At 40.1% G+C, this 19,177-nt stretch carries 13 protein-coding genes and 1 pseudogene; 13 read left to right on the top strand and 1 reads right to left on the bottom strand.

The genetic code is table 11. The annotated features are described in order from the left end of the window. The first annotated feature begins 470 nt into the window (after window positions 1-470). The 11 genes and pseudogenes from GZ996_RS09430 to GZ996_RS09380 all read left to right on the top strand — a co-directional run bounded on the left by GZ996_RS09430 (window position 471) and on the right by GZ996_RS09380 (window position 14,483). Window positions 471-1,961 (top strand): glycoside hydrolase family 1 protein, encoded by a 1,491-nt coding sequence (locus GZ996_RS09430; protein ID WP_162011920.1) that lies wholly within the window; start codon window positions 471-473, stop codon window positions 1,959-1,961. A 67-nt stretch (window positions 1,962-2,028) separates the two neighbouring features. After that, window positions 2,029-2,847 carry a Cof-type HAD-IIB family hydrolase gene (locus GZ996_RS09425; protein WP_162011919.1) on the top strand — a complete coding sequence of 273 codons (819 nt, stop codon included), beginning with the start codon at window positions 2,029-2,031 and terminating at the stop codon, window positions 2,845-2,847. 104 nt (window positions 2,848-2,951) lie between these two features. Beyond that, entirely contained in the window at window positions 2,952-3,554 is a 603-nt protein-coding gene (locus tag GZ996_RS09420; protein ID WP_162011918.1) for a histidine phosphatase family protein, read from the top strand. 9 nt (window positions 3,555-3,563) lie between these two features. Further along, the gene (locus GZ996_RS09415) at window positions 3,564-4,406 is read left to right on the top strand and encodes an HAD family hydrolase (RefSeq protein WP_162011917.1); all 843 of its coding nucleotides are present in this window, start codon (window positions 3,564-3,566) and stop codon (window positions 4,404-4,406) included. Window positions 4,407-4,544: 138 nt separating this feature from the next. Further along, window positions 4,545-6,020: a 6-phospho-beta-glucosidase gene (locus tag GZ996_RS09410; RefSeq protein WP_162011916.1), complete on the top strand. Its 1,476-nt coding sequence runs from the start codon at window positions 4,545-4,547 to the stop codon at window positions 6,018-6,020. Window positions 6,021-6,073: 53 nt separating this feature from the next. After that, complete coding sequence (locus GZ996_RS09405) at window positions 6,074-6,688, top strand: histidine phosphatase family protein (RefSeq protein ID WP_162011915.1); 615 nt, start codon at window positions 6,074-6,076, stop codon at window positions 6,686-6,688. Between the two features lie 95 nt (window positions 6,689-6,783). Beyond that, window positions 6,784-8,223, top strand: coding sequence for a 6-phospho-beta-glucosidase (locus GZ996_RS09400; protein WP_162011914.1), 1,440 nt, complete (start codon window positions 6,784-6,786; stop codon window positions 8,221-8,223). A 270-nt stretch (window positions 8,224-8,493) separates the two neighbouring features. Next, on the top strand, window positions 8,494-9,330 hold the full coding sequence (gene licT / locus GZ996_RS09395) for a BglG family transcription antiterminator LicT (protein ID WP_162011913.1): 837 nt from the start codon (window positions 8,494-8,496) through the stop codon (window positions 9,328-9,330). A 256-nt stretch (window positions 9,331-9,586) separates the two neighbouring features. Further along, window positions 9,587-10,305, top strand: a pseudogene (locus tag GZ996_RS09390) (ISAs1 family transposase); the annotation flags it as partial. A 320-nt stretch (window positions 10,306-10,625) separates the two neighbouring features. Next, on the top strand, window positions 10,626-12,284 hold the full coding sequence (locus tag GZ996_RS09385; protein WP_162011912.1) for a carboxylesterase family protein: 1,659 nt from the start codon (window positions 10,626-10,628) through the stop codon (window positions 12,282-12,284). Window positions 12,285-12,572: 288 nt separating this feature from the next. Beyond that, window positions 12,573-14,483 (top strand): beta-glucoside-specific PTS transporter subunit IIABC, encoded by a 1,911-nt coding sequence (locus GZ996_RS09380; RefSeq protein ID WP_161979599.1) that lies wholly within the window; start codon window positions 12,573-12,575, stop codon window positions 14,481-14,483. Between the two features lie 443 nt (window positions 14,484-14,926). Here the strand turns inward: GZ996_RS09380 and GZ996_RS09375 are convergent, their stop codons facing one another. Next, entirely contained in the window at window positions 14,927-16,066 is a 1,140-nt protein-coding gene (locus tag GZ996_RS09375; protein WP_162011911.1) for an LPXTG cell wall anchor domain-containing protein, read from the bottom strand. 812 nt (window positions 16,067-16,878) lie between these two features. Here GZ996_RS09375 and GZ996_RS09370 point away from each other — a divergent pair. Together GZ996_RS09370 and GZ996_RS09365 are read left to right on the top strand one after the other, a co-directional pair. After that, window positions 16,879-17,499: a phosphate-starvation-inducible PsiE family protein gene (locus GZ996_RS09370; protein ID WP_161979601.1), complete on the top strand. Its 621-nt coding sequence runs from the start codon at window positions 16,879-16,881 to the stop codon at window positions 17,497-17,499. 128 nt (window positions 17,500-17,627) lie between these two features. Continuing rightward, window positions 17,628-18,977 (top strand): glucose-6-phosphate isomerase, encoded by a 1,350-nt coding sequence (locus GZ996_RS09365; protein ID WP_161980461.1) that lies wholly within the window; start codon window positions 17,628-17,630, stop codon window positions 18,975-18,977. Window positions 18,978-19,177 lie beyond the last annotated feature (200 nt).

Genomic DNA, 19,177 nt, shown 5'->3' with positions numbered 1-19,177 from the left:
TCAAGGGATTAATGAACGTAGTGAGGATAAAACGTTTCTTTCGCGATAGTGATATTCTGAGAGTGGGACAGAAGTCATGAGTTCGAAGTCTTGACTTCACCTCGCTCTTTGATTTCTAAGCTAAGGCTGAAAGTGTCCAGTTGCAGACCTCCGATCAACCACTGTGTCAATCTGTTATTACTATCAAAAAAAGAAGGCTGAGATATTTTTGTCCCAACCTCGAAATGGACTTTTGGGAGAACTACAGAAATTGATTACTAGTAGATAATTTCGTAGTCGTTCCCCGCAAGGATGATTAGGTTGGAAGCTATCAAGTAATTGATAAGTACAGCCGCCAATCATCTCCTGCAATAAACAGAATCAAAAAGTAGCAATGAAACATCGAAGGAAGTTGCTTGTGTCCGCACTTTTTAAGAAAGAAACAAAAAAGTAATTTTTTAATTTGGTTCAGTATAAGAAAGGAATTAAAGATGGTAAAAGCATTTCCAAAAGGCTTCTTCTGGGGAGGCGCTATCGCAGCTAATCAAGCAGAAGGAGCCTATAATGAAGGTGGACGTGGCCTTGTTCAAACAGATGTGACAACAGGTGGTACGGTTAATTCACCACGTTACACAACCTATATTGATAAGGATGGCAAACCAGGCAAGGCTGGCGGTATGGGTCACCATGCTCGTATCCCTGAGGGTGCCAAATATGCAGTGCTAGATACGGAGTATTACCCAAATCACAAGGCGGTGGATTTCTACCATCGTTATAAAGAAGATATTGCCCTTTTTGCAGAGATGGGATATAGCATTTTCCGTCTGTCCATTTCTTGGGCACGGATTTTCCCAAACGGTGATGATGTTGAACCAAATCAAGAGGGGCTTGATTTCTACCGTTCGGTCTTTGAAGAATGCCGTAAGTATAATATCGAGCCTTTGGTGTCGATTTGGCACTTTGACACACCGCTGGCTTTGGAAGAAAACTATGGTGGTTGGAACAACCGCAAATTGGTTGGTTTCTATGTGCGCTATTGTGAAGTTATTTTCAACGAGTACAAGGACTTAGTTAAGTATTGGTTGACCTTTAATGAAATCAACAATACCACTATGTTCCTCGATATGATGGGCAATAAAGGGACTGATGCGGATTATCAAGCAGGTTACCAGCAGTTGCACCACCACTTTCTAGCGTCAGCTCGTGCGGTACAAATTGGTCACAGGATTAATCCAGATTTCAAATTTGGAAATATGATTTGTGGGATTACCTTCTACCCTGCAACTTGTGACCCAGCAGATATCTTGGCTAACCAACACAAGTGGGAAAGTGGTATTTACTATTGTGGTGATGTTCAGGTCAAAGGAAAATACGGTACCTATGCTAAACGTCTTTGGAAAGAGCATAATGTTGAGCTAGATATTCGTGAGGGCGATTTAGAAGACCTTGCCAATGGTACAGTAGATATGTACACCTTCTCCTATTATATGTCTAACAATGTAACAACTCATGATACGGATGATAAAGTGGCTGGAAACTTCTCAACAGGTGCGCGTAACCCTTATTTGACTTATTCAGACTGGGGGTGGGCTCATGATCCAAGAGGGCTTCAATACTACTTGGAGAAAATCTACGACCGCTATGAAGTGCCACTCATGGTTGTTGAAAATGGGCTAGGTGCCTTTGATACGGTTGAAGAAGATGGTTCGATTCACGATGATTATCGTATTGATTACCACCGTGCTCATATTAAAGCAATGGCTGACGCTATTGATAATGGGGTTGACCTCATTGCTTATACGACTTGGGGCTGTATTGACATTGTATCTGCAGGGACTGGTGAAATGCGCAAGCGCTATGGTTTCATTTATGTTGATATGGATGACGAGGGAAATGGTACCATGAACCGTTCTCGTAAAGACAGTTTCTACTGGTATCAAAAGGTTCTTGCGACCAATGGTCAAAGTGCCTTAGAAGAATAAGGATAAGCGAGATAAGGAGCAGTGGCAGGTGAATTGGCTAGCTGCTCCTTTTTGATAAGGAGAGAGGATGACGATTAAACTAATTGCTTCGGATATGGATGGCACTTTTTTGGATGCCAAAGGAAGTTACGATAGAGACCGTTTTGAGAAGATTTTGGATGCCTTAGACAAGCGCCAAATTCCCTTTGTGGTAGCAACCGGAAATAGCATGCCACGCTTGGAACACATGTTTGGAGACTTGGTACCACGACTTAGTTTTGTAGCTGAAAACGGTGCTTATGTTATAGATAAGCAGGAGGTTTTGGTTAGACAGGTGATGACACCTGATATGGTGGCAGATTTTCTAACATTTTTCAAAGGAAAGGAAATTGATTACACCATAACTCTTCTGGGGGATGGGAATATTTATTTGCTAGATGACACTGTTTTTCCAACCTTTGATGGGATTGAGCCGGAACAACTGGAACTCTTTCGTGAGCGTATGCGATTTGTAACTGACTGGTCAGAAATTGAAGGTAAAGAGATTTACAAGATGAATCTTGTTGTTCCAGAAAACATTAGCGATAAGGTGACTACTGATTTCAACCATGCCTTCAAGGGGCGCTTACAGGCTGTTGGGAGTGGCTATGGAGCGATTGATGTGATTATCGAAGGTTGCCATAAAGCTTGGGGACTAGAGCAACTTTTAGAGCGTTACGGGATTTTACCTGAGGAAGTGATGAGCTTTGGCGATAGTGACAATGACCTTGAAATGTTAAAGCATACTGGAGAAAGCTATGCTATGGCAAATGCTTCTGACCGTATCAAAGTAGTAGCTAAGCATATCGCCCCAAATCACAATGACGCTGGTGTACTGACAACGATTGAGCATTTTTTGTGGGGATAGGCCGTCGGTAGTGCTATTTTATCACTAGATAGTGGCAGTTGAGGCTTAGTATATGAGTGTAAGGGAAACCCATCACTGGTAAATGACCATTTTAGGAGAACGTGATGACAAAAGTATTTTATCTAATGAGACATGGAGAAACTCTTTTTAATACCCAAAAACGGGTTCAAGGGGCTTGTGACTCCCCTCTCACTGAGGTAGGAATCGAACAGGCTAAAGCTGTGGGTGAGTATTTTGCTGAAAAGGGCATTCGCTTTGAAGCCGTATATAGTTCGACACAAGAGCGTGCAACAGATACGGCAAAATTAGCTGGTCAGACCAATCAAGTGACTCAGCTCAAAGGTATTAAGGAAATGAATTTTGGGATTTTTGAGGCTCAGCCTGAAATGCTATTACCCAAACATCGTCCCGGTGCGAAATCTTTTGAAGATTTATTAGTACCGTTTGGTGGTGAAGATATTCTGAAAGTCGGTGAGCGAGTGCATCAGACCTTGGTTGAGACGATGGCAAATCATGATGGTCAGTGTCTCTTTGTCAGCCACGGTGCGGCGATGTGGGGATTGGTTCAACACTTACAGATTACCTTTCCACCCGGAGTCTTTTTGCCCAATTGTGCCATTACCAAATGGATCTTGGAAGGGGAGCGACTGGTGTTGGAAGAGTTGATTATGCCAACGGAAGATTTTAAGGGACACTATTTTAATTAAGGAGACAGAATGACAAAGATAATTTTTTTAGATGTAGACGGAACCTTGGTTGACTACCATAATCGTATCCCAGAAAGTGCTGTTATAGCAATTCGCAAGGCGCGTGAAAATGGGCATTTGGTCTATGCCTGTACAGGGCGTAGTCGCGCTGAGATGCAACCGGAAATTTGGGAGATTGGCATTGATGGTATGATTGGTGGCAATGGTTCTTATGTTGAGCATCAGGGCAAGGTAGTGATGCACCAGCTGATTGCTAAAGAAGATGCTGTAGCCGTTGTGGATTGGCTTCATGAGCGTGGCTTGGAGTTTTATCTTGAAAGTAATAATGGTCTTTTTGCTAGTGAACATTTCCGTGAAAAAGGCAAAGAAACCCTCCATACCTACATGCTCGGAAAGGGCATGACTGCTGAGCAGGTTGCTGATTTAGAAACTGAAGATGTGCTTCATGGTTTGGTTTACGGCGCAGACCTCTACCGAGATGATCTCAATAAAATCAGTTTCATTCTATCATCTTACCAAGACCATTTGGATTCCAAAGAAGCCTTTCCGCAACTGGTTGCTAATACTTGGGGTGGACGTGGTGAGACAGCACTCTTTGGTGATTTAGGGATAAAAGGGATTGATAAAGCCAAAGCGATTGACCAGCTATTGGCTCACCTTGGTCATGATAGGTCAGATACCATTGCATTTGGTGATGCCAAGATTGATATCCCAATGTTTGATTATTGTGCACTTGGTGTGGCTATGGGAAATAGCGGAGCGGAGACTAAGGCAAGTGCCGATATGGTGACAGATGATGTCGAAGAAGACGGGCTCTACAATGCCTTTGAAAAATTAGGCTTGTTAGGGTAATTAGACTAAGATAGACTCTTCTTTCTCGAATGTGGGGAATACTATCCTAGGATACTATCAGTATTTCCATTGATAGCACAGGAAAAAGCTTTCAAAAAAGAGTATGATACTATTATTAATGAAACAAGGAGAATTTTTATGACAAGACAATTTCCAGATGGTTTCCTTTGGGGCGGTGCCACAGCAGCTAACCAATTTGAAGGTGGGTTTAATGAAGGCGGTCGTGGGTTTGCGACTTCTGACACGGCACGTGCAGTTCGACCGGAAGACCGTAAAACGATGGGTGGCGAATTTACCACACCAATGAACCGTGAAAAGCTAGATTTTGCCCTTAATGATAAAGAAGGCCTCTATCCGAAACGTTGGGGCTCTGATTTCTACCATCGCTACAAAGAAGACATTGCCCTCTATGCTGAAATGGGCTTCAAGACCTTCCGTCTATCGATTGCTTGGCCACGGATTTTTCCAAAAGGGGACGAGTTGGTACCAAACGAAGAAGGTTTAGCATTCTATGATAACGTATTTGATGAACTCAACAAATATGGTATCGAGCCACTCGTTACCCTGTCTCACTATGAATTCCCAATCCACTTGGTGACGGAATACGGTGGTTGGAAAAACCGCAAGGTGATTGATTTCTTTGTGCGCTATGCAGAGACTGTCTTTAACCGCTACAAAGGTAAGGTGAAATACTGGCTAACCTTTAACGAAATCAATATCCTTGGGATGACGGGTTATCTTTCAGGAGGCCTTCTCTTTGAAGATGGGAAGTTGCACCTAGATGAGATGTATCAAGCGGTGCATCACCAATTTATCGCGTCAGCATTGGCTACAAAAGCGGCGCATGAGATTGACCCTGAAAACAAGGTTGGTATGATGTTGGCACGCATGGAAGCTTACCCAGCGACCTGCCACCCAGACGATATCATGAATGCCATTCAAAAAGATCAATCAAACCTTTTCTATTCCGATGTGCAAGTGCGTGGTGAGTACCCACGCTACATGAATCGCTTCTTCAAGGAAAACAATATTGAGATTCAGTTTGAGCCAGGGGACAAGGAGATTTTAAAACAGTATCCTGTTGACTTCATGAGTTTCTCTTACTATATGACCTCTGTGACACGTCATCCAAACAATATGACGGATGAGCAAAAAGCAACAGCAGGGAACTTGATGCTAGGTGAGGCAAACCCTTATTTGGAAGCTTCTGACTGGGGCTGGCAGATTGACCCAGTTGGACTTCGTGTGACCTTGAACAAACTCTATGACCGCTATCAAATCCCACTCTTCATCGTGGAAAATGGTCTTGGCGCACTTGACAAGGTTGAAGCAGATGGCTCTATCCATGACAGCTACCGCATTGATTACCTTGAAAAACACGTCAAACAAATGTATGAAGCCATCGAAGATGGTGTTGAGCTTATGGGTTACACCTGGTGGGGCTGTACCGACCTTGTCTCTGCCTCAACATCTGAAATGTCCAAACGCTATGGCTTTGTCTATGTTGATGCCGATGATGAAGGAAACGGAACTTTTGACCGTTCACGCAAGGATTCCTTCTTTTACTACCGTGATCTCATCGCCTCAAACGGCGCTAACATTTTGAATGATTAAAACTATGGGATAGTGCCGAAGAGCCACTCTCCTGTTTTGAAAAGGAGCAAGAAATGACAAAAATTTTTTATATGATGAGACATGGGCAAACTCGTTTTAATCAGCAACAACGGATTCAAGGAGCCTGTGACTCTCCGCTGACAGCATTAGGTATTGAACAGGCGCAGGCAGCATGTGATTATTTCGTGGCAGAAGAAATTGCTTTTACGAAAGTCTATTCTTCCACACAAGAACGAGCGGTGGATACAGCTGAAATCGCGAGTGGACGCACAGATATCATCCGTCGGAAAGGGCTTAAAGAAATGGACTTTGGTGCCTTTGAAGGGCAACAAGAATTTCTGAATCCTCCTTTTAAGAGAGATGGGTCTGGCTACGGAGATTATTTTGTAACCTATGGCGGAGAGGATTCTGTTGCAGTTCGAGAACGTGTGCATGCAGCTATGCAAGAAATTATGGCTGAAAACAAAGACAATGATGATACCATCCTCGTCGTTAGTCATGGAGGAGCAATCGCGCAGTTTTATCGTCATTATGCTAAAACATCACCTCAGCTGAAGACGCGTATCAGTAATTGTGCTATTTTTAAAATGACTTTTGAAGATGGAGAGTTTGATCTTTTGTCAATCTATGACCCGGTTCATAAGCTGTATCTATTTGAGAAGGTCTAATCCTATTATAGTATCGTTTTATACGATAAAACTACCAGTTTTACTAAATGATTTATGCTATACTATAACTAAATAGAATTGAAAGAGGTTACAAAATGACAACTTACAAACCATTTCCAAAAGATTTTCTCTGGGGTGGTGCAACAGCTGCCAACCAATGTGAAGGTGCTTACGATGTTGATGGGCGTGGTCTAGCTAACGTGGATGTCGTGCCAATCGGAGCAGATCGCTTCCCAATTATTGCTGGTAAGAAAAAGATGTTTGATTTTGAAGATGACTACTTTTATCCAGCAAAGGAATCTATTGACTTTTACCATCACTACAAAGAAGATATTGCGCTTCTTGCTGAAATGGGTTTCAAAACCTATCGCATGTCAATTGGTTGGACACGCATCTTCCCTAAAGGTGACGAATTAGAACCAAATGAAGCAGGGCTTCAATTTTATGAAAATGTCTTCAAAGAGTGTCGTAAATATGGCATTGAACCATTAGTTACCATTACGCACTTCGACTGCCCGATGCATTTGATTGAGCACTATGGTGGTTGGCGTAACCGTAAACTCATCGATTTCTACGAACGTTTGGTGACAACGCTCTTCACTCGTTACAAGGGTTTGGTTAAATATTGGTTGACATTCAATGAAATCAACATGATTCTCCATGCCCCATTTATGGGAGCAGGGCTCTACTTTGAAGAAGGGGAAAATGTTGAGCAGGTGAAATACCAAGCCGCACACCACGAATTGGTAGCGTCAGCTTTGGCAACTAAAATTGCTCATGAGATTGACCCTGAAAATAAAGTTGGTTGTATGCTGGCTGCTGGGCAATATTATCCAAACACAGCGCATCCTCGTGATTACTGGGCTGCCATGCAAGAAGATCGTGAAAACTACTTCTTTATTGACGTTCAAGCGCGTGGGGAATACCCAAATTACGCGAAGAAAAAATTTGAGAAACTCGGTCTTAACATTGAGATGACTGAAGAAGATCTTGCTCTTCTCAAAGAGCACACAGTGGACTTTGTATCCTTCTCATACTACTCAAGCCGTGTGGCATCAGGTGATCCAGAAGTCAATGAAAAAACAGCTGGAAATATCTTTGCGTCATTGAAAAACCCATACTTGGATGCTTCAGAATGGGGTTGGCAAATTGATCCACTCGGGCTTCGCATCACTTTAAATGCAATCTGGGATCGTTACCAAAAGCCAATGTTCATCGTGGAAAATGGTCTTGGAGCTGTTGATACACCAGATGAGAATGGTTATGTTGAGGATGATTACCGTATTGATTACCTTCGTGAGCATATCAAGACCATGAACGATGCCATTAACGAAGATGGTGTAGAACTTCTTGGTTATACCACATGGGGTTGTATCGACCTTGTTTCTGCTGGAACAGGTGAAATGAAAAAACGTTACGGCTTTATCTACGTTGACCGTGATAACGATGGTAATGGTACTCTCAAACGCTCTAAGAAAAAATCATTTGATTGGTATAAAAAGGTGATTGCCAGTCAAGGAACCGATTTAGGTTAAAATAGGATGACAATTACTGACAAAGGAGGTGCACGCATCTCCTTTTTAGGTTATAATGAAGAAGGAGAAAATAAGACAGCAAAGTAGGAGAAATGTTCCAAGCAAGCCTTATAGGTGTAACAGTCTGAGGTTTGCTCAACTCGGCCTAGCAGATGCCTGTTATAGTGTTCGAAAGGATTGGACCAGCTATCACGGTGATTTGCTTGTAGGAGGTCTGTTAGTTCAAACTGCTAAAAGGCTTTATAATCTTGCTTCTGAGGATGATTTAACATGAAAATTGATAAGGTATGTAATAACAATATTGTTCAAGCATTTGGTGACGATGGCAAAGAGTACATCGTTATGGGGCGTGGGTTAGGTTTTCAAAAAAAATCAGGGGATATGATTGATCCTGAAAAAATTGAAAAGACTTATATTTTAGAAAATCCAGAGACTTCGCAAGAATTACAACAATTAACACGCAATCTGCCACAGGAAGAATCTGATGCTTTTTTGGCCATCTTGTTGAATGTAGAAGAAGAGCTAGGACAATCCTTTGACTCCTCTTTCTTTATTGCCTTGATGGATCACCTACATTATGCTATTGAGCGTTATCACGAGGGACTTCCATTGCAGAATCCCCTATCTTGGGAGATTCGAAAATTCTATCAAACCGAATACAAACTAGGTCGGAAAATTGTATCGAACTTGAACCAAATTTTTGGAATTGGTTTGGATAACGAAGAAGCATCCTCAATTGCTTTGCACCTAGTGAATGCCCAAAAAGACAGCGGGTTCATCACCAAGCATCAATCGTTGACACGCTTGGTTGCCAGTGTTATGGATATCGTTCGTCTACATTTTGGTATTGATTTTGATGAAGACTCTTTAAATTACCACCGTTTTGTCACACATGTTCGCTACTTTGGTCAACGTGTCCTCCAAGGCAACATCCAAGGGCAAAATGATGCGTTTTTATATGAACAAGTACAAGACAATTACCCCCAAGCCTTTGACTGTACCCAAAAAATTGCGGCTTATGTGGATAGTACCTATAACTTTATCATGAGCAAAGATGAACAGGTCTATCTCACGATTCACATACAACGTGTCACCGAAGGTAGCTAATATTTAGCCGTCTTTTTAATCCGTTTATTAGATGAGCGACGGTTTGAGAGGAAGTCTTGTCTAGCTATCTAGTGTTTGCTACATTATTACTTTGGCGTGTTGCTTGATTTGAAGTTAATATTGTCAACCTTTTTAAGAATAATATTTTGCTTGTGTGATGACACGCCAAACGCATGAAGAAAATTTAGTTTTCAGAAAGCGAAAATCATAATGATAAAATCAATCAAAGCAGCACACTATAGATGAGGTGACTACGATGATTGATTTTATTGTTTCTATTGATGAGCACAGTGAAGAGTTGGACAGTCGCCAGCCTTGGAAAATTCGCTATCCCTTGTCAACTATTCTCTTTCTTGTGTTCTTTTGCCAAATGGCAGGCATTGAAACATGGAGGGAGATGGAAGATTTTATCGCCATGCATGAAGATCTCCTAAGAGAATATGTCGATTTAAGTGCGGGTTGTCCCTCTCACGATACGCTAGAAGGTGTTGTTAGTATGGTCAATCTTCAATTTTTGAGCGCTCTAAAGGTTGAATTTAATCACTCCCCAGATTGTGTATCGGTTGAGCGACTGATAGCCATTGATGGTAAGACCATGCGTTGCAATGTCAATAGACACCAAGTTCCCAATCATATTGTGACAGCTTACGACGGCTCAAATAAAATCAGTATGGGACAAGTTAGTGTTGAGTAAAAAAGTAATGAAATCACAGCTATTCCTCGCCTCTCACGAATGATTGACCTTCGACAAGGGATTGTCACGATGGATGCCAAGGGAACACAGACAGATATTGTGGCTGAGATTATTCAGGGTAAGGGTGATTACTGCCTAGCAGTCAAGGGACGCTTCACGAGGATATTGACCTTTATTTTAGTGATGCTAAATTGCTTGAGAAACTAAACAAGAAAGGTCAACATTACCAAACAGTAGAGACAGCCCGCAGCCAAATTGAGATTCGCGATTACTGGGTTTCATATTGGAGGATTACTTACCTCAGTTATTTGGAAAGTAGAGGACGACCAATGGATGTAGGCAATTATATCCCTTTCAAAAATCGTTCCAAAGCACAAAAAGACTATGAGAAGTTTTTCATGCGTTTGACGTGCCCACTTTATAAAAACGCTTGCAAAAGAAAGCGCTTTATAATAAAATAGAAGTGTAAATAAGGATTGTTACTGGTAAGCAGGCAAAACCTAGAAATTTCAAAATACAGTCGCTATTTTTGTAGTGCTGTCATTTGGATTTTCTAGGTTTTTTAGTTTGCCATAACAGCCCAATATAAGGAGGCAATCTTATGGATTGGAAAAAAATTATTGCTCTTGGGCTATCAAGTATGGTTCTAGTCGCTTGTTCCAATAATCGTTCGACGGAAATGAAACAAACCTTCAATCAATCATTGACGCAAACCGTTGCTAGTGGTAGTCTTAAAGGTAAAGAGGACTCAGAGAATAAGGCGTTAGAGTGGTTAGGGATTCCGTATGCTACAGCAGAGCGCTGGAGTGCACCTAAAGAAGTTGCAAAATGGAGAGAAACTTATGATGCCACTCAGTATGGTGAAAAAGCACTGCAATTTTCAAACGGAGAAGTTACTGGTAGTGAGGAGGCATTAAACTTAGATGTTGTCAGACCAAATACGGATGAAACAGAATTGCCTGTCATCGTATTTCTTCATGGCGGAAATAATCAAACGGGCCATGCACAAGAGATTAAAGGAAACACTTTAGTTAATGACCTGAATGCGGTTTATGTTTCTGTCAATTACCGCTTAGGTCCTCTTGGCTTTAATCCGCTGGAGGCTTTGAAAACTGGAAATGATGAGGAAAATTCAGGGAACTATACCTTATTAGATATTGCTGCAGCTCTTGATTGGGTCGAAGAAAACATTGAGTCATTTGGTGGAGATGCTGATAATGTGACACTTACTGGCTTCTCAGCTGGAGGACGAGACGTCATGTCTACCCTTATTTCTCCATTATTTAAGGGGAAATATGACAAAGCTATTTCTTTTAGTGGCGGTATGACCTTGGCAGATACCGAAGAAAGCCAAGCCATTTTCGCGACAGCTATTGCACCTTTAGTAGTAGAAGATGGCATTAAAGCAACCGAAGAGGAAGCAAAGAACTGGTTACTAACCTCAGATGGAGAGGCACTAGAGTATTTAAAATCTGTCTCTGGAGATCGCTTGGTCGCTCTTATGGGAAATGCGATGATCCGAATGAAGGCGTTCCCTCATCTATACAAAGATGGGGTAGTTATACCTAAGGAAGGTTTTGAAAGCAAAACCTATAATGATGTGCCAATAATGTTAATTACAGGAACAAGTGAATTTTCATTATTCTCAGCCTTTGACCTACGCTTTGCGAAAGATTTTTCAAGAGGTGATTTGTTTAAAAATACTAGTCAATTAGCGGAATTAACCTATGCAGAGACTTACGGGAGTGCCTTGTATCGCCTATCAAATGGCGTCGAAAGTGCACGTAAGATGGCTGCTAACTATAAATCGGATATCTTTATAGGCGAAATTGCCTATGGTGATAATGTTAAGGTGACGCCAACTTTAGCAGCTTCACTTGGAGCCTTCCATGGCATTTTTGAACCATTACTTCAACAACCTTCAAACTATGCCACTTTTATTGGAGAAGACTTTAACACAGAAGGGGCTCAGGATTTAGCCAAACAATTCAAACATTATCTGAAAAATTTTGTGAGAACGGGAAACCCTAATGAGAAGTCTTTGACCAATTGGACAGCATGGACTGATAAAAATAATGTGCTTCGTTTGGATGCTGATCAAAAGAAAGCCATTATAGAAGATACCGTTGATGCAGAAACAGCAGAAGACATTCTCAAAAAAATGTCAGAGGACACGACATTACCTTCTGATCTGAAGCAAGAGCTTGATACTACTGTTTTGAATGGACGTTGGTTTAGTACGGTGATTGATAAGAAATAGGAATAAGGAGATAGCTCTGGGCTAAATGATTAGCTTAGAGCTATTTTTTATATTTTTTTCAAAAAAACGCTTGCAAAAGAAAGCGGTTTAGGTTATAATTGAAACATAGTTAAGGATTGTTACTGGTAGGCAGGCAAAACCTAGATAAATACAAGATAATAAGATACTCTTTTTAGGGTACCTGTATTGTTTGGTATTTGTTTAGGTTTTTTCTATTTTACCTAGCAGTTTCTATCATGTTTAGACCTGATCACCCTAAACATATCACAAATCAAAAGGAGATTCCCTATGGCTAATAAATACACAGAATTAGTTACGGATATTTTAGAACACGTTGGTGGTAAAGAAAACATCAACTCAGTTAAACATTGTGTGACACGTCTTCGATTCCAGTTGAAAGATGAGTCAAAAGCAGACGACGATTACCTTAAGCAACGTGACGGAGTTGTGACGGTTGTTAAAGCAGGTGGTCAGTATCAGGTGGTTATTGGAAACCACGTCCCTGATGTTTATGCTGAATTTTTGAATGTCAGTGGATTGTCAGGGTCAGGAAGTTTAGATATTAATGAAGGAGATGCTCCTAAAGGTAATCTGTTTGACCGTTTTGTTGATTTAGTCTCAGGAATTTTCCAACCATCTCTTGGTGCTCTTGCTGCTGCTGGGATCATCAAAGGTGTTGTGGCTATCTTAGGGGCAACACTTGGATGGAGTGCTGATAATAGTGCGCTATATGCGATTTTAAATGCTGCGGGTGATGGCTTCTTCCAATTTTTACCAATCGTATTAGCATATAATGCAGCTAACAAATTTAAAATGAACCCATTTACAGCAATGGCGATTGCAATGGCCTTGGTTTACCCAACGCTTCCAACTACTGTTGTTACGTTGAAAGAAGCAGGCCTTGACCATGTCTTTGGTATTCCATTTGAATTACCATCATCAGGTAGTTACCTTCAAACTGTAATGCCAGTCCTCTTAGCTGTTTGGGTAGGATCTCAAATTGAGAAAGTAATGAAAAAAATCACACCAGATGTGGTTAAAGTTTTCGTTGTTCCTTTTGTGACAATTATTCTAACAGTTCCATTGACTTTCTTAGTTGTTGGGCCGGTTGCTAATATAGCTTCTGATTTACTTTCAGTAGCATTTACTTCTGTTATGAACTTCAGCCCTATTGTCTATGGAATCTTGCTTGGTACATTGTGGCAAGTATTGGTAATGTTCGGGCTCCACTGGGCTTTGGTGCCACTTGCAATCTTACAATTTTCACAAAACGGATGGTCAAATATTCTTATTGCAGCTGCCCTTCCTAACTTTACTCAGACAGGCGTTTTGGCAGCAATCTTATTGAAATCTAAAGAAGAAAAGGTTAAAACTCTTACTGTTCCAGCACTTATTTCATCAATCTTTGGTGTGACAGAACCAGCAATTTATGGTATCACTCTTCCAATGAAAACCCCATTCTACATTTCATGTGCGGTATCAGGTTTGATTGGTGCAGGATTATCATTCTTTGATCTTAAGAACTACGCAATGGGCGCATTAGGAATCTTTATGTACCCTGGTTATGTTAGCCCAACCGAGGGAATGACACCAATGTTTATTCTCATTGGCTTCTCAGTAGCAGCAATTCTTATTTCATTTGCTATCCAAATGGTTGCTCCAGTTCCTTACCTTTATGGTGGGCCAGAAGTTGCGCCTGCAAAAACTGAGACCGTTGAACCAGTAGCAGAGCTTAAAGAAGTTCAACAAGAAATCATTGCTAGCCCACTTATCGGTAGACGTGTTGCGCTTACTGATGTTCCTGATCAAGTATTTGCTTCAGGAGCAATGGGGAAAGGGATTGCGATTGATCCGACAGATGGTACAGTAGTAGCACCTGCTAAGGCAGAAGTAACTCTTCTTTTCCCAACAGGTCACGCCATCGGTCTTCGCACTGAAAATGGTGCTGAAATCCTTATCCACATTGGTATGGATACTGTTTCTCTAGCAGGTAAAGGCTTCAAGTCATTTGTTGCTGTTGGTGATAAAGTAGAAGCAGGCCAACAATTGCTTCAATTTGACCTTGATACGATTCGTGCGGCAGGTTTACCTGTTATCACACCAATCATTGTAACCAATACAGGCGATTTTGATGACATCCTGACTACTCAAGAATATAACTTGAATGCGGGAGACTACTTGTTAACAACGGTAAAATAATAAATGAAGATCTAATCTGCTTGCTACGCAGGTTAGATTTTTGATTTGTAGATATTTTGAACTACATGACGTTCATAATTTATTTGAGCTTTATTTTTAGGGAGGCACGACGAGGAAAAAGGTATTTATACTGTTATTTACTATCATTTTTACTAGCATTTGTTCTAATGTAGTATGGGTGCTTAAAATTTCCTTCATTCCTCCCTGCTTCATGGCCAAATAAAATACTGGTTATGGCGCTTCATTGCTCAAAATGATTGTAGACAATACTGGTAAGAGGACATTATGAAGCAACCAGATATTGAAAGGAATTGTAACACTAGGACAATTTCTCTTAAATAAGATTTTACTTAATGAAAATCACACCGTAATTTTCTCGTCTTGAATAATACCAAGGCAGAAAATAAATTACGGTGTGTTCTTGAAGTTATTTTGTAATTAGATTAATTGATGTTACGACGACGTCTGTTGAGTAATATACCTGATAATCCCATGCTAACAATGCCGACAATCAGTTGGGGAGTAGCACTTTGATCACCTGTTGTTGGAAGAGTCGGAGAAGACTTGGTGTTTTGTACAGTATGACTTGTAAGTGTCGCTTTAGTATGACTTGTTGATGAAACTTTTTCTAGATTCGTTGGAGTTACTGGATCTGTTGGCGTTGTTGGCGTTGTTGGTGTTGTTGGCGTTGTTGGAGCTGTTGGAGCTGGGGGTTGAGTCGCAGGATTTAATTGAGCTTTTAAATCTGTGATACGAGCATCAAGTTCTGTAAAATCATACTCAATAGCAGGAACAAAGTTATTTCCCATATATTGTCCAGCAATAAATGCTAATGTCTTTAAGTCCTCGAAGGCAATATTAGGATTTTTAAGTCCTTCGGAGTATTTTTCAAAAGCTTCTTGTGTTAATGTATCACGCTTGGCTTTGGTGGCTACATTATCAGCTTGCATATCTAAGATTGTTTGTTTACCAACTTCTAAGATAAATAGCTCTTCTTCTGGAGAAAGTAAGGCCTTTGGATCAGTTTCCTCTTCGTATTTATCAATAATTGCTTGCAGTTCTGTTTTGCGAGAATCTTTAGTAAAATGGTAGTAATCCCAGAGTTGTTGGAATCCAGCATTGGCACCATAGGCATATGATACCATTAATTCAGCAATCTTTTTATCACTGTCAGTAGCATTAGGGGTTTCGGTTGCAACTTTATAATCCGTTTCTGATTTTGAAGTTAACTCGCTAAGAGAGTTTTTGACCTCTTCTAAAGCAGGTTCGTATGTATTATTAAGATAATCAAGTTGCACTTCCGCTGTAACTAATTCTTTTGTTGCCTCTGTCAATTCTGAGCGGTAGGTTTCATCTTGTAAATTACCAGTTTCAGCAGGTGTTGCCGTCTCTGCTTGAGAATTAGTATCAGGAGTAGCTTCGCTTGGTGTAGGTATAGCAGAGCTTTCAGAAGTTATCGTATTGGCTTTGGCTTGTTCTCCGGTTAGTACAAATGCTCCCAATGTCAATACTGTTGCTATAGTTCCGACACCTAATAATGATAAGCGTTCGTGTTTTTTTCGGTTGGGTTGTAATTTTTTCATTGATAAATCTCCAGTATATAGTTTCTTTTTATGCTTCAATTATACAATATAAGATACCATATTTCAAACATAAACTGGTAAAAATTGAAGTTATAGAAGAAGGGAAATACGCATATATTTTCAGTTTTTTCAAAAAAGTTTACATTTAATCTTTTTGTCAAAATGAGATAATTAATAGTTTTTGTTCGGAAATTATTTTCTTTTTCAGTATGCATCAGTAATAACTTGATTTTATGGCTAAATTTAAAATCAAAAGTTGTTTAACAGTTATATGGTAAAAAATAATCGCAAGCACTCGTGATGGTAATAGTTATTATTTTAAATGTTAAGCGCAGTAAATACGATGGTTGTGTCTTTCATCATAGTGTTGATCTCTGTCAGCGGTAGGGCACAAGAAAGATTGCTAAAACTGATTTTGTCAGCTTATTTCCAACCTAAAAAGATACCTCGACCTTTTAGAATCTCTCGTTACTGAGGGAGGCTAAGAAAAATAATTTTCTGTATTCGAACTAGTCTAATAATAAACTAATCGGATAAGCTGTGAATTATTAGATGGAAATATTTGTTTTTATACTTAGTTAGAATAATAAATGTCACGTTTATCATTGTCAAATGGAGGAACTTAGAAAAATCAGACAGTAATTTTGAATAAACATAATAAGCTTTTAAAATTGCTAATGCATGTTTGTAAAAATGAATAAGGCCATATCTATTTTATTCATGTTATAAGTCTTGATTTTGATTACCATCTCACTCGCTAATTTGGTTATAATAGGGTAAAATGAGAATATCAAGTACTAAAGGGAAAAACAATGCGAAAATTTTTACAAACTACTCTTTATGAATTATCTTTCTACGTTGAAATTTTGATTTCTCTGATTCTTGTATTGGTTCTTTTGGCTTTAACGGGACGTCTTTTCGTTGATCTAATGTCTATTTTTAATAGTAGTGCAAGCATTGGAGACTATCTGCAAAATTTTCTTAATCAAGCCATGTCCATTGCCATTGGTGTTGAGCTGATTAAGATGCTTAGTAAACATACGTCAGGGACCATTGTTGAGGTCTTGCTCTTTGCAGTAGCGCGGCAACTTGTGATTTCGCATGGTTCGGCACTAGATACGCTTCTAAGTGTTTTGGCAATAGCTGCGCTGTTTGCCACACGCAAGTATCTTTTTACCAGTTTTGATGATGCTAGTAGCATTATTGTACGTGGGAGTCAAAAAGTTCGTTTGGTAAATGTGATTGCCAAAGTGAATCTTAAACCCAATGAAAAAGGAGAATTACTTCGTGACTTTATGGTACGCCACTTAGAAGCAGAAGAAAAAACAGTAGCCGTAGGTGCGTCAGTTTACTTTACAGAGGTCGCTTTGCGGATTGATAGCATTAAAGATGGGAAAATAACGCGTGTAGAAGTGATTAAATCATCAATATGATTTTCTGAAATATTTCTGAAAATGTGAAAATAAATATGAAAGTTATCGATATATAAGAAAATGATTGAAAAATGCGTCATAAAACGATATCATAGTACAAGATTTTAGATATTTAAGAGGAGAAGCTAATGACACATATTACATTTGATTACTCAAAAGTTTTAGAAAAATTTGCTGGTCAACATGAGATTGACTATTTGCAAGGACAAGTCTCAGCAGCAGACAAATTATTGCGTGAAGGTACTGGTCCTGGTTCAGACTTCCTTGGTTGGATTGATCTTCCTGAAAACTACGACCGTGAAGAGTTTGCTCGTATTCAAGCAGCTGCTGAAAAAATCAAGTCAGATTCAGAAGTCTTGGTTGTTATCGGTATCGGAGGATCTTACCTCGGTGCGCGCGCAGCCATTGATTTCTTAAGCAATCACTTTGTAAACCTTCAAACAGCTGAGGAGCGCAAAGCTCCACAAATCCTTTATGCTGGAAACTCAATCTCATCAACTTACCTTGCTGACTTGGTTGAGTATGTTCAAGATAAAGAGTTCTCAGTTAACGTGATTTCAAAATCAGGTACAACAACTGAGCCTGCGATTGCTTTCCGCGTCTTCAAAGAGCTTTTGGTAAAAAAATACGGTCAAGAAGAAGCAAACAAACGTATCTATGCGACAACTGATAAAGCTAAAGGTGCTGTTAAAGTTGAAGCTGACGCTAATGGTTGGGAAACATTTGTGGTTCCAGATGACATCGGTGGCCGTTTCTCAGTCTTGACAGCAGTAGGACTTCTTCCAATCGCTGCATCAGGTGCTGATATAACAGCCCTTATGGAAGGTGCTGCAGCAGCACGCACAGCTTATTCATCAGATAAAATCTCTGAAAACGAAGCTTACCAATACGCAGCAGTTCGTAACGTACTTTACCGTAAAGGTTACTCAACTGAGATCTTGGTCAACTATGAGCCATCTCTTCAATACTTCGCAGAATGGTGGAAACAATTGGCAGGTGAATCAGAAGGAAAAGACCAAAAAGGAATTTACCCATCATCAGCGAACTTCTCAGCTGACCTTCACTCACTTGGTCAATACATCCAAGAAGGTGCTCGTATCATCTTTGAAACAGCTATCCGTGTTGACAAACCACGCAAAAACGTGATTATTCCAGAACTTGCTGAAGACCTTGATGGCCTTGGCTACCTCCAAGGTAAAGATGTTGACTTTGTTAACAAGAAAGCAACAGACGGTGTTCTTCTTGCACACACAGATGGTGATGTACCAAACATGTTTGTGACTTTGCCAGCGCAAGACGAATTCACCTTGGGCTATATCATCTACTTCTTCGAGCTTGCCATTGCTTTATCAGGTTACCTCAACGGTGTTAACCCATTTGACCAACCTGGTGTTGAAGCTTACAAGAAAAACATGTTTGCCCTCCTTGGAAAACCAGGTTTTGAAGAGCTTTCAGCAGAACTTAACGCACGTCTATAATTAAGGCTAATCTCTCCTTTTTTGAGGAGGGATTTTTAGTATATTTTAGATTCCCAATTTGTCAAATTAAGCGAGACAGAAAAAAGCCATTTATGTTAGTCTCAGATAAACACCACATTTTTCTGAGAGGAACTAACATAAATGACCTACACTCATCTTACCACAAACGAGCTTGTAATGATAGAGGCTTACTACCAAGA

Origin of the sequence: Streptococcus sp. S784/96/1 (genome assembly GCF_902729355.1) — a bacterium.
Lineage (GTDB): Bacteria > Bacillota > Bacilli > Lactobacillales > Streptococcaceae > Streptococcus > Streptococcus caledonicus.
This window is presented reverse-complemented; position numbering and strand designations above follow the sequence as displayed.

Coding starts and splice junctions, on each gene's coding strand:
- GZ996_RS09380 (WP_161979599.1), top strand. CDS start 12,573: ATGGCTAATAAATACACAGAATTAGTTACGGATATTTTAGAACACGTT.
- GZ996_RS09420 (WP_162011918.1), top strand. CDS start 2,952: ATGACAAAAGTATTTTATCTAATGAGACATGGAGAAACTCTTTTTAAT.
- GZ996_RS09415 (WP_162011917.1), top strand. CDS start 3,564: ATGACAAAGATAATTTTTTTAGATGTAGACGGAACCTTGGTTGACTAC.
- GZ996_RS09425 (WP_162011919.1), top strand. CDS start 2,029: ATGACGATTAAACTAATTGCTTCGGATATGGATGGCACTTTTTTGGAT.
- GZ996_RS09410 (WP_162011916.1), top strand. CDS start 4,545: ATGACAAGACAATTTCCAGATGGTTTCCTTTGGGGCGGTGCCACAGCA.
- GZ996_RS09430 (WP_162011920.1), top strand. CDS start 471: ATGGTAAAAGCATTTCCAAAAGGCTTCTTCTGGGGAGGCGCTATCGCA.
- GZ996_RS09400 (WP_162011914.1), top strand. CDS start 6,784: ATGACAACTTACAAACCATTTCCAAAAGATTTTCTCTGGGGTGGTGCA.
- GZ996_RS09370 (WP_161979601.1), top strand. CDS start 16,879: ATGCGAAAATTTTTACAAACTACTCTTTATGAATTATCTTTCTACGTT.
- GZ996_RS09385 (WP_162011912.1), top strand. CDS start 10,626: ATGGATTGGAAAAAAATTATTGCTCTTGGGCTATCAAGTATGGTTCTA.
- GZ996_RS09365 (WP_161980461.1), top strand. CDS start 17,628: ATGACACATATTACATTTGATTACTCAAAAGTTTTAGAAAAATTTGCT.
- GZ996_RS09405 (WP_162011915.1), top strand. CDS start 6,074: ATGACAAAAATTTTTTATATGATGAGACATGGGCAAACTCGTTTTAAT.
- GZ996_RS09375 (WP_162011911.1), bottom strand. CDS start 16,066: ATGAAAAAATTACAACCCAACCGAAAAAAACACGAACGCTTATCATTA.
- licT (WP_162011913.1), top strand. CDS start 8,494: ATGAAAATTGATAAGGTATGTAATAACAATATTGTTCAAGCATTTGGT.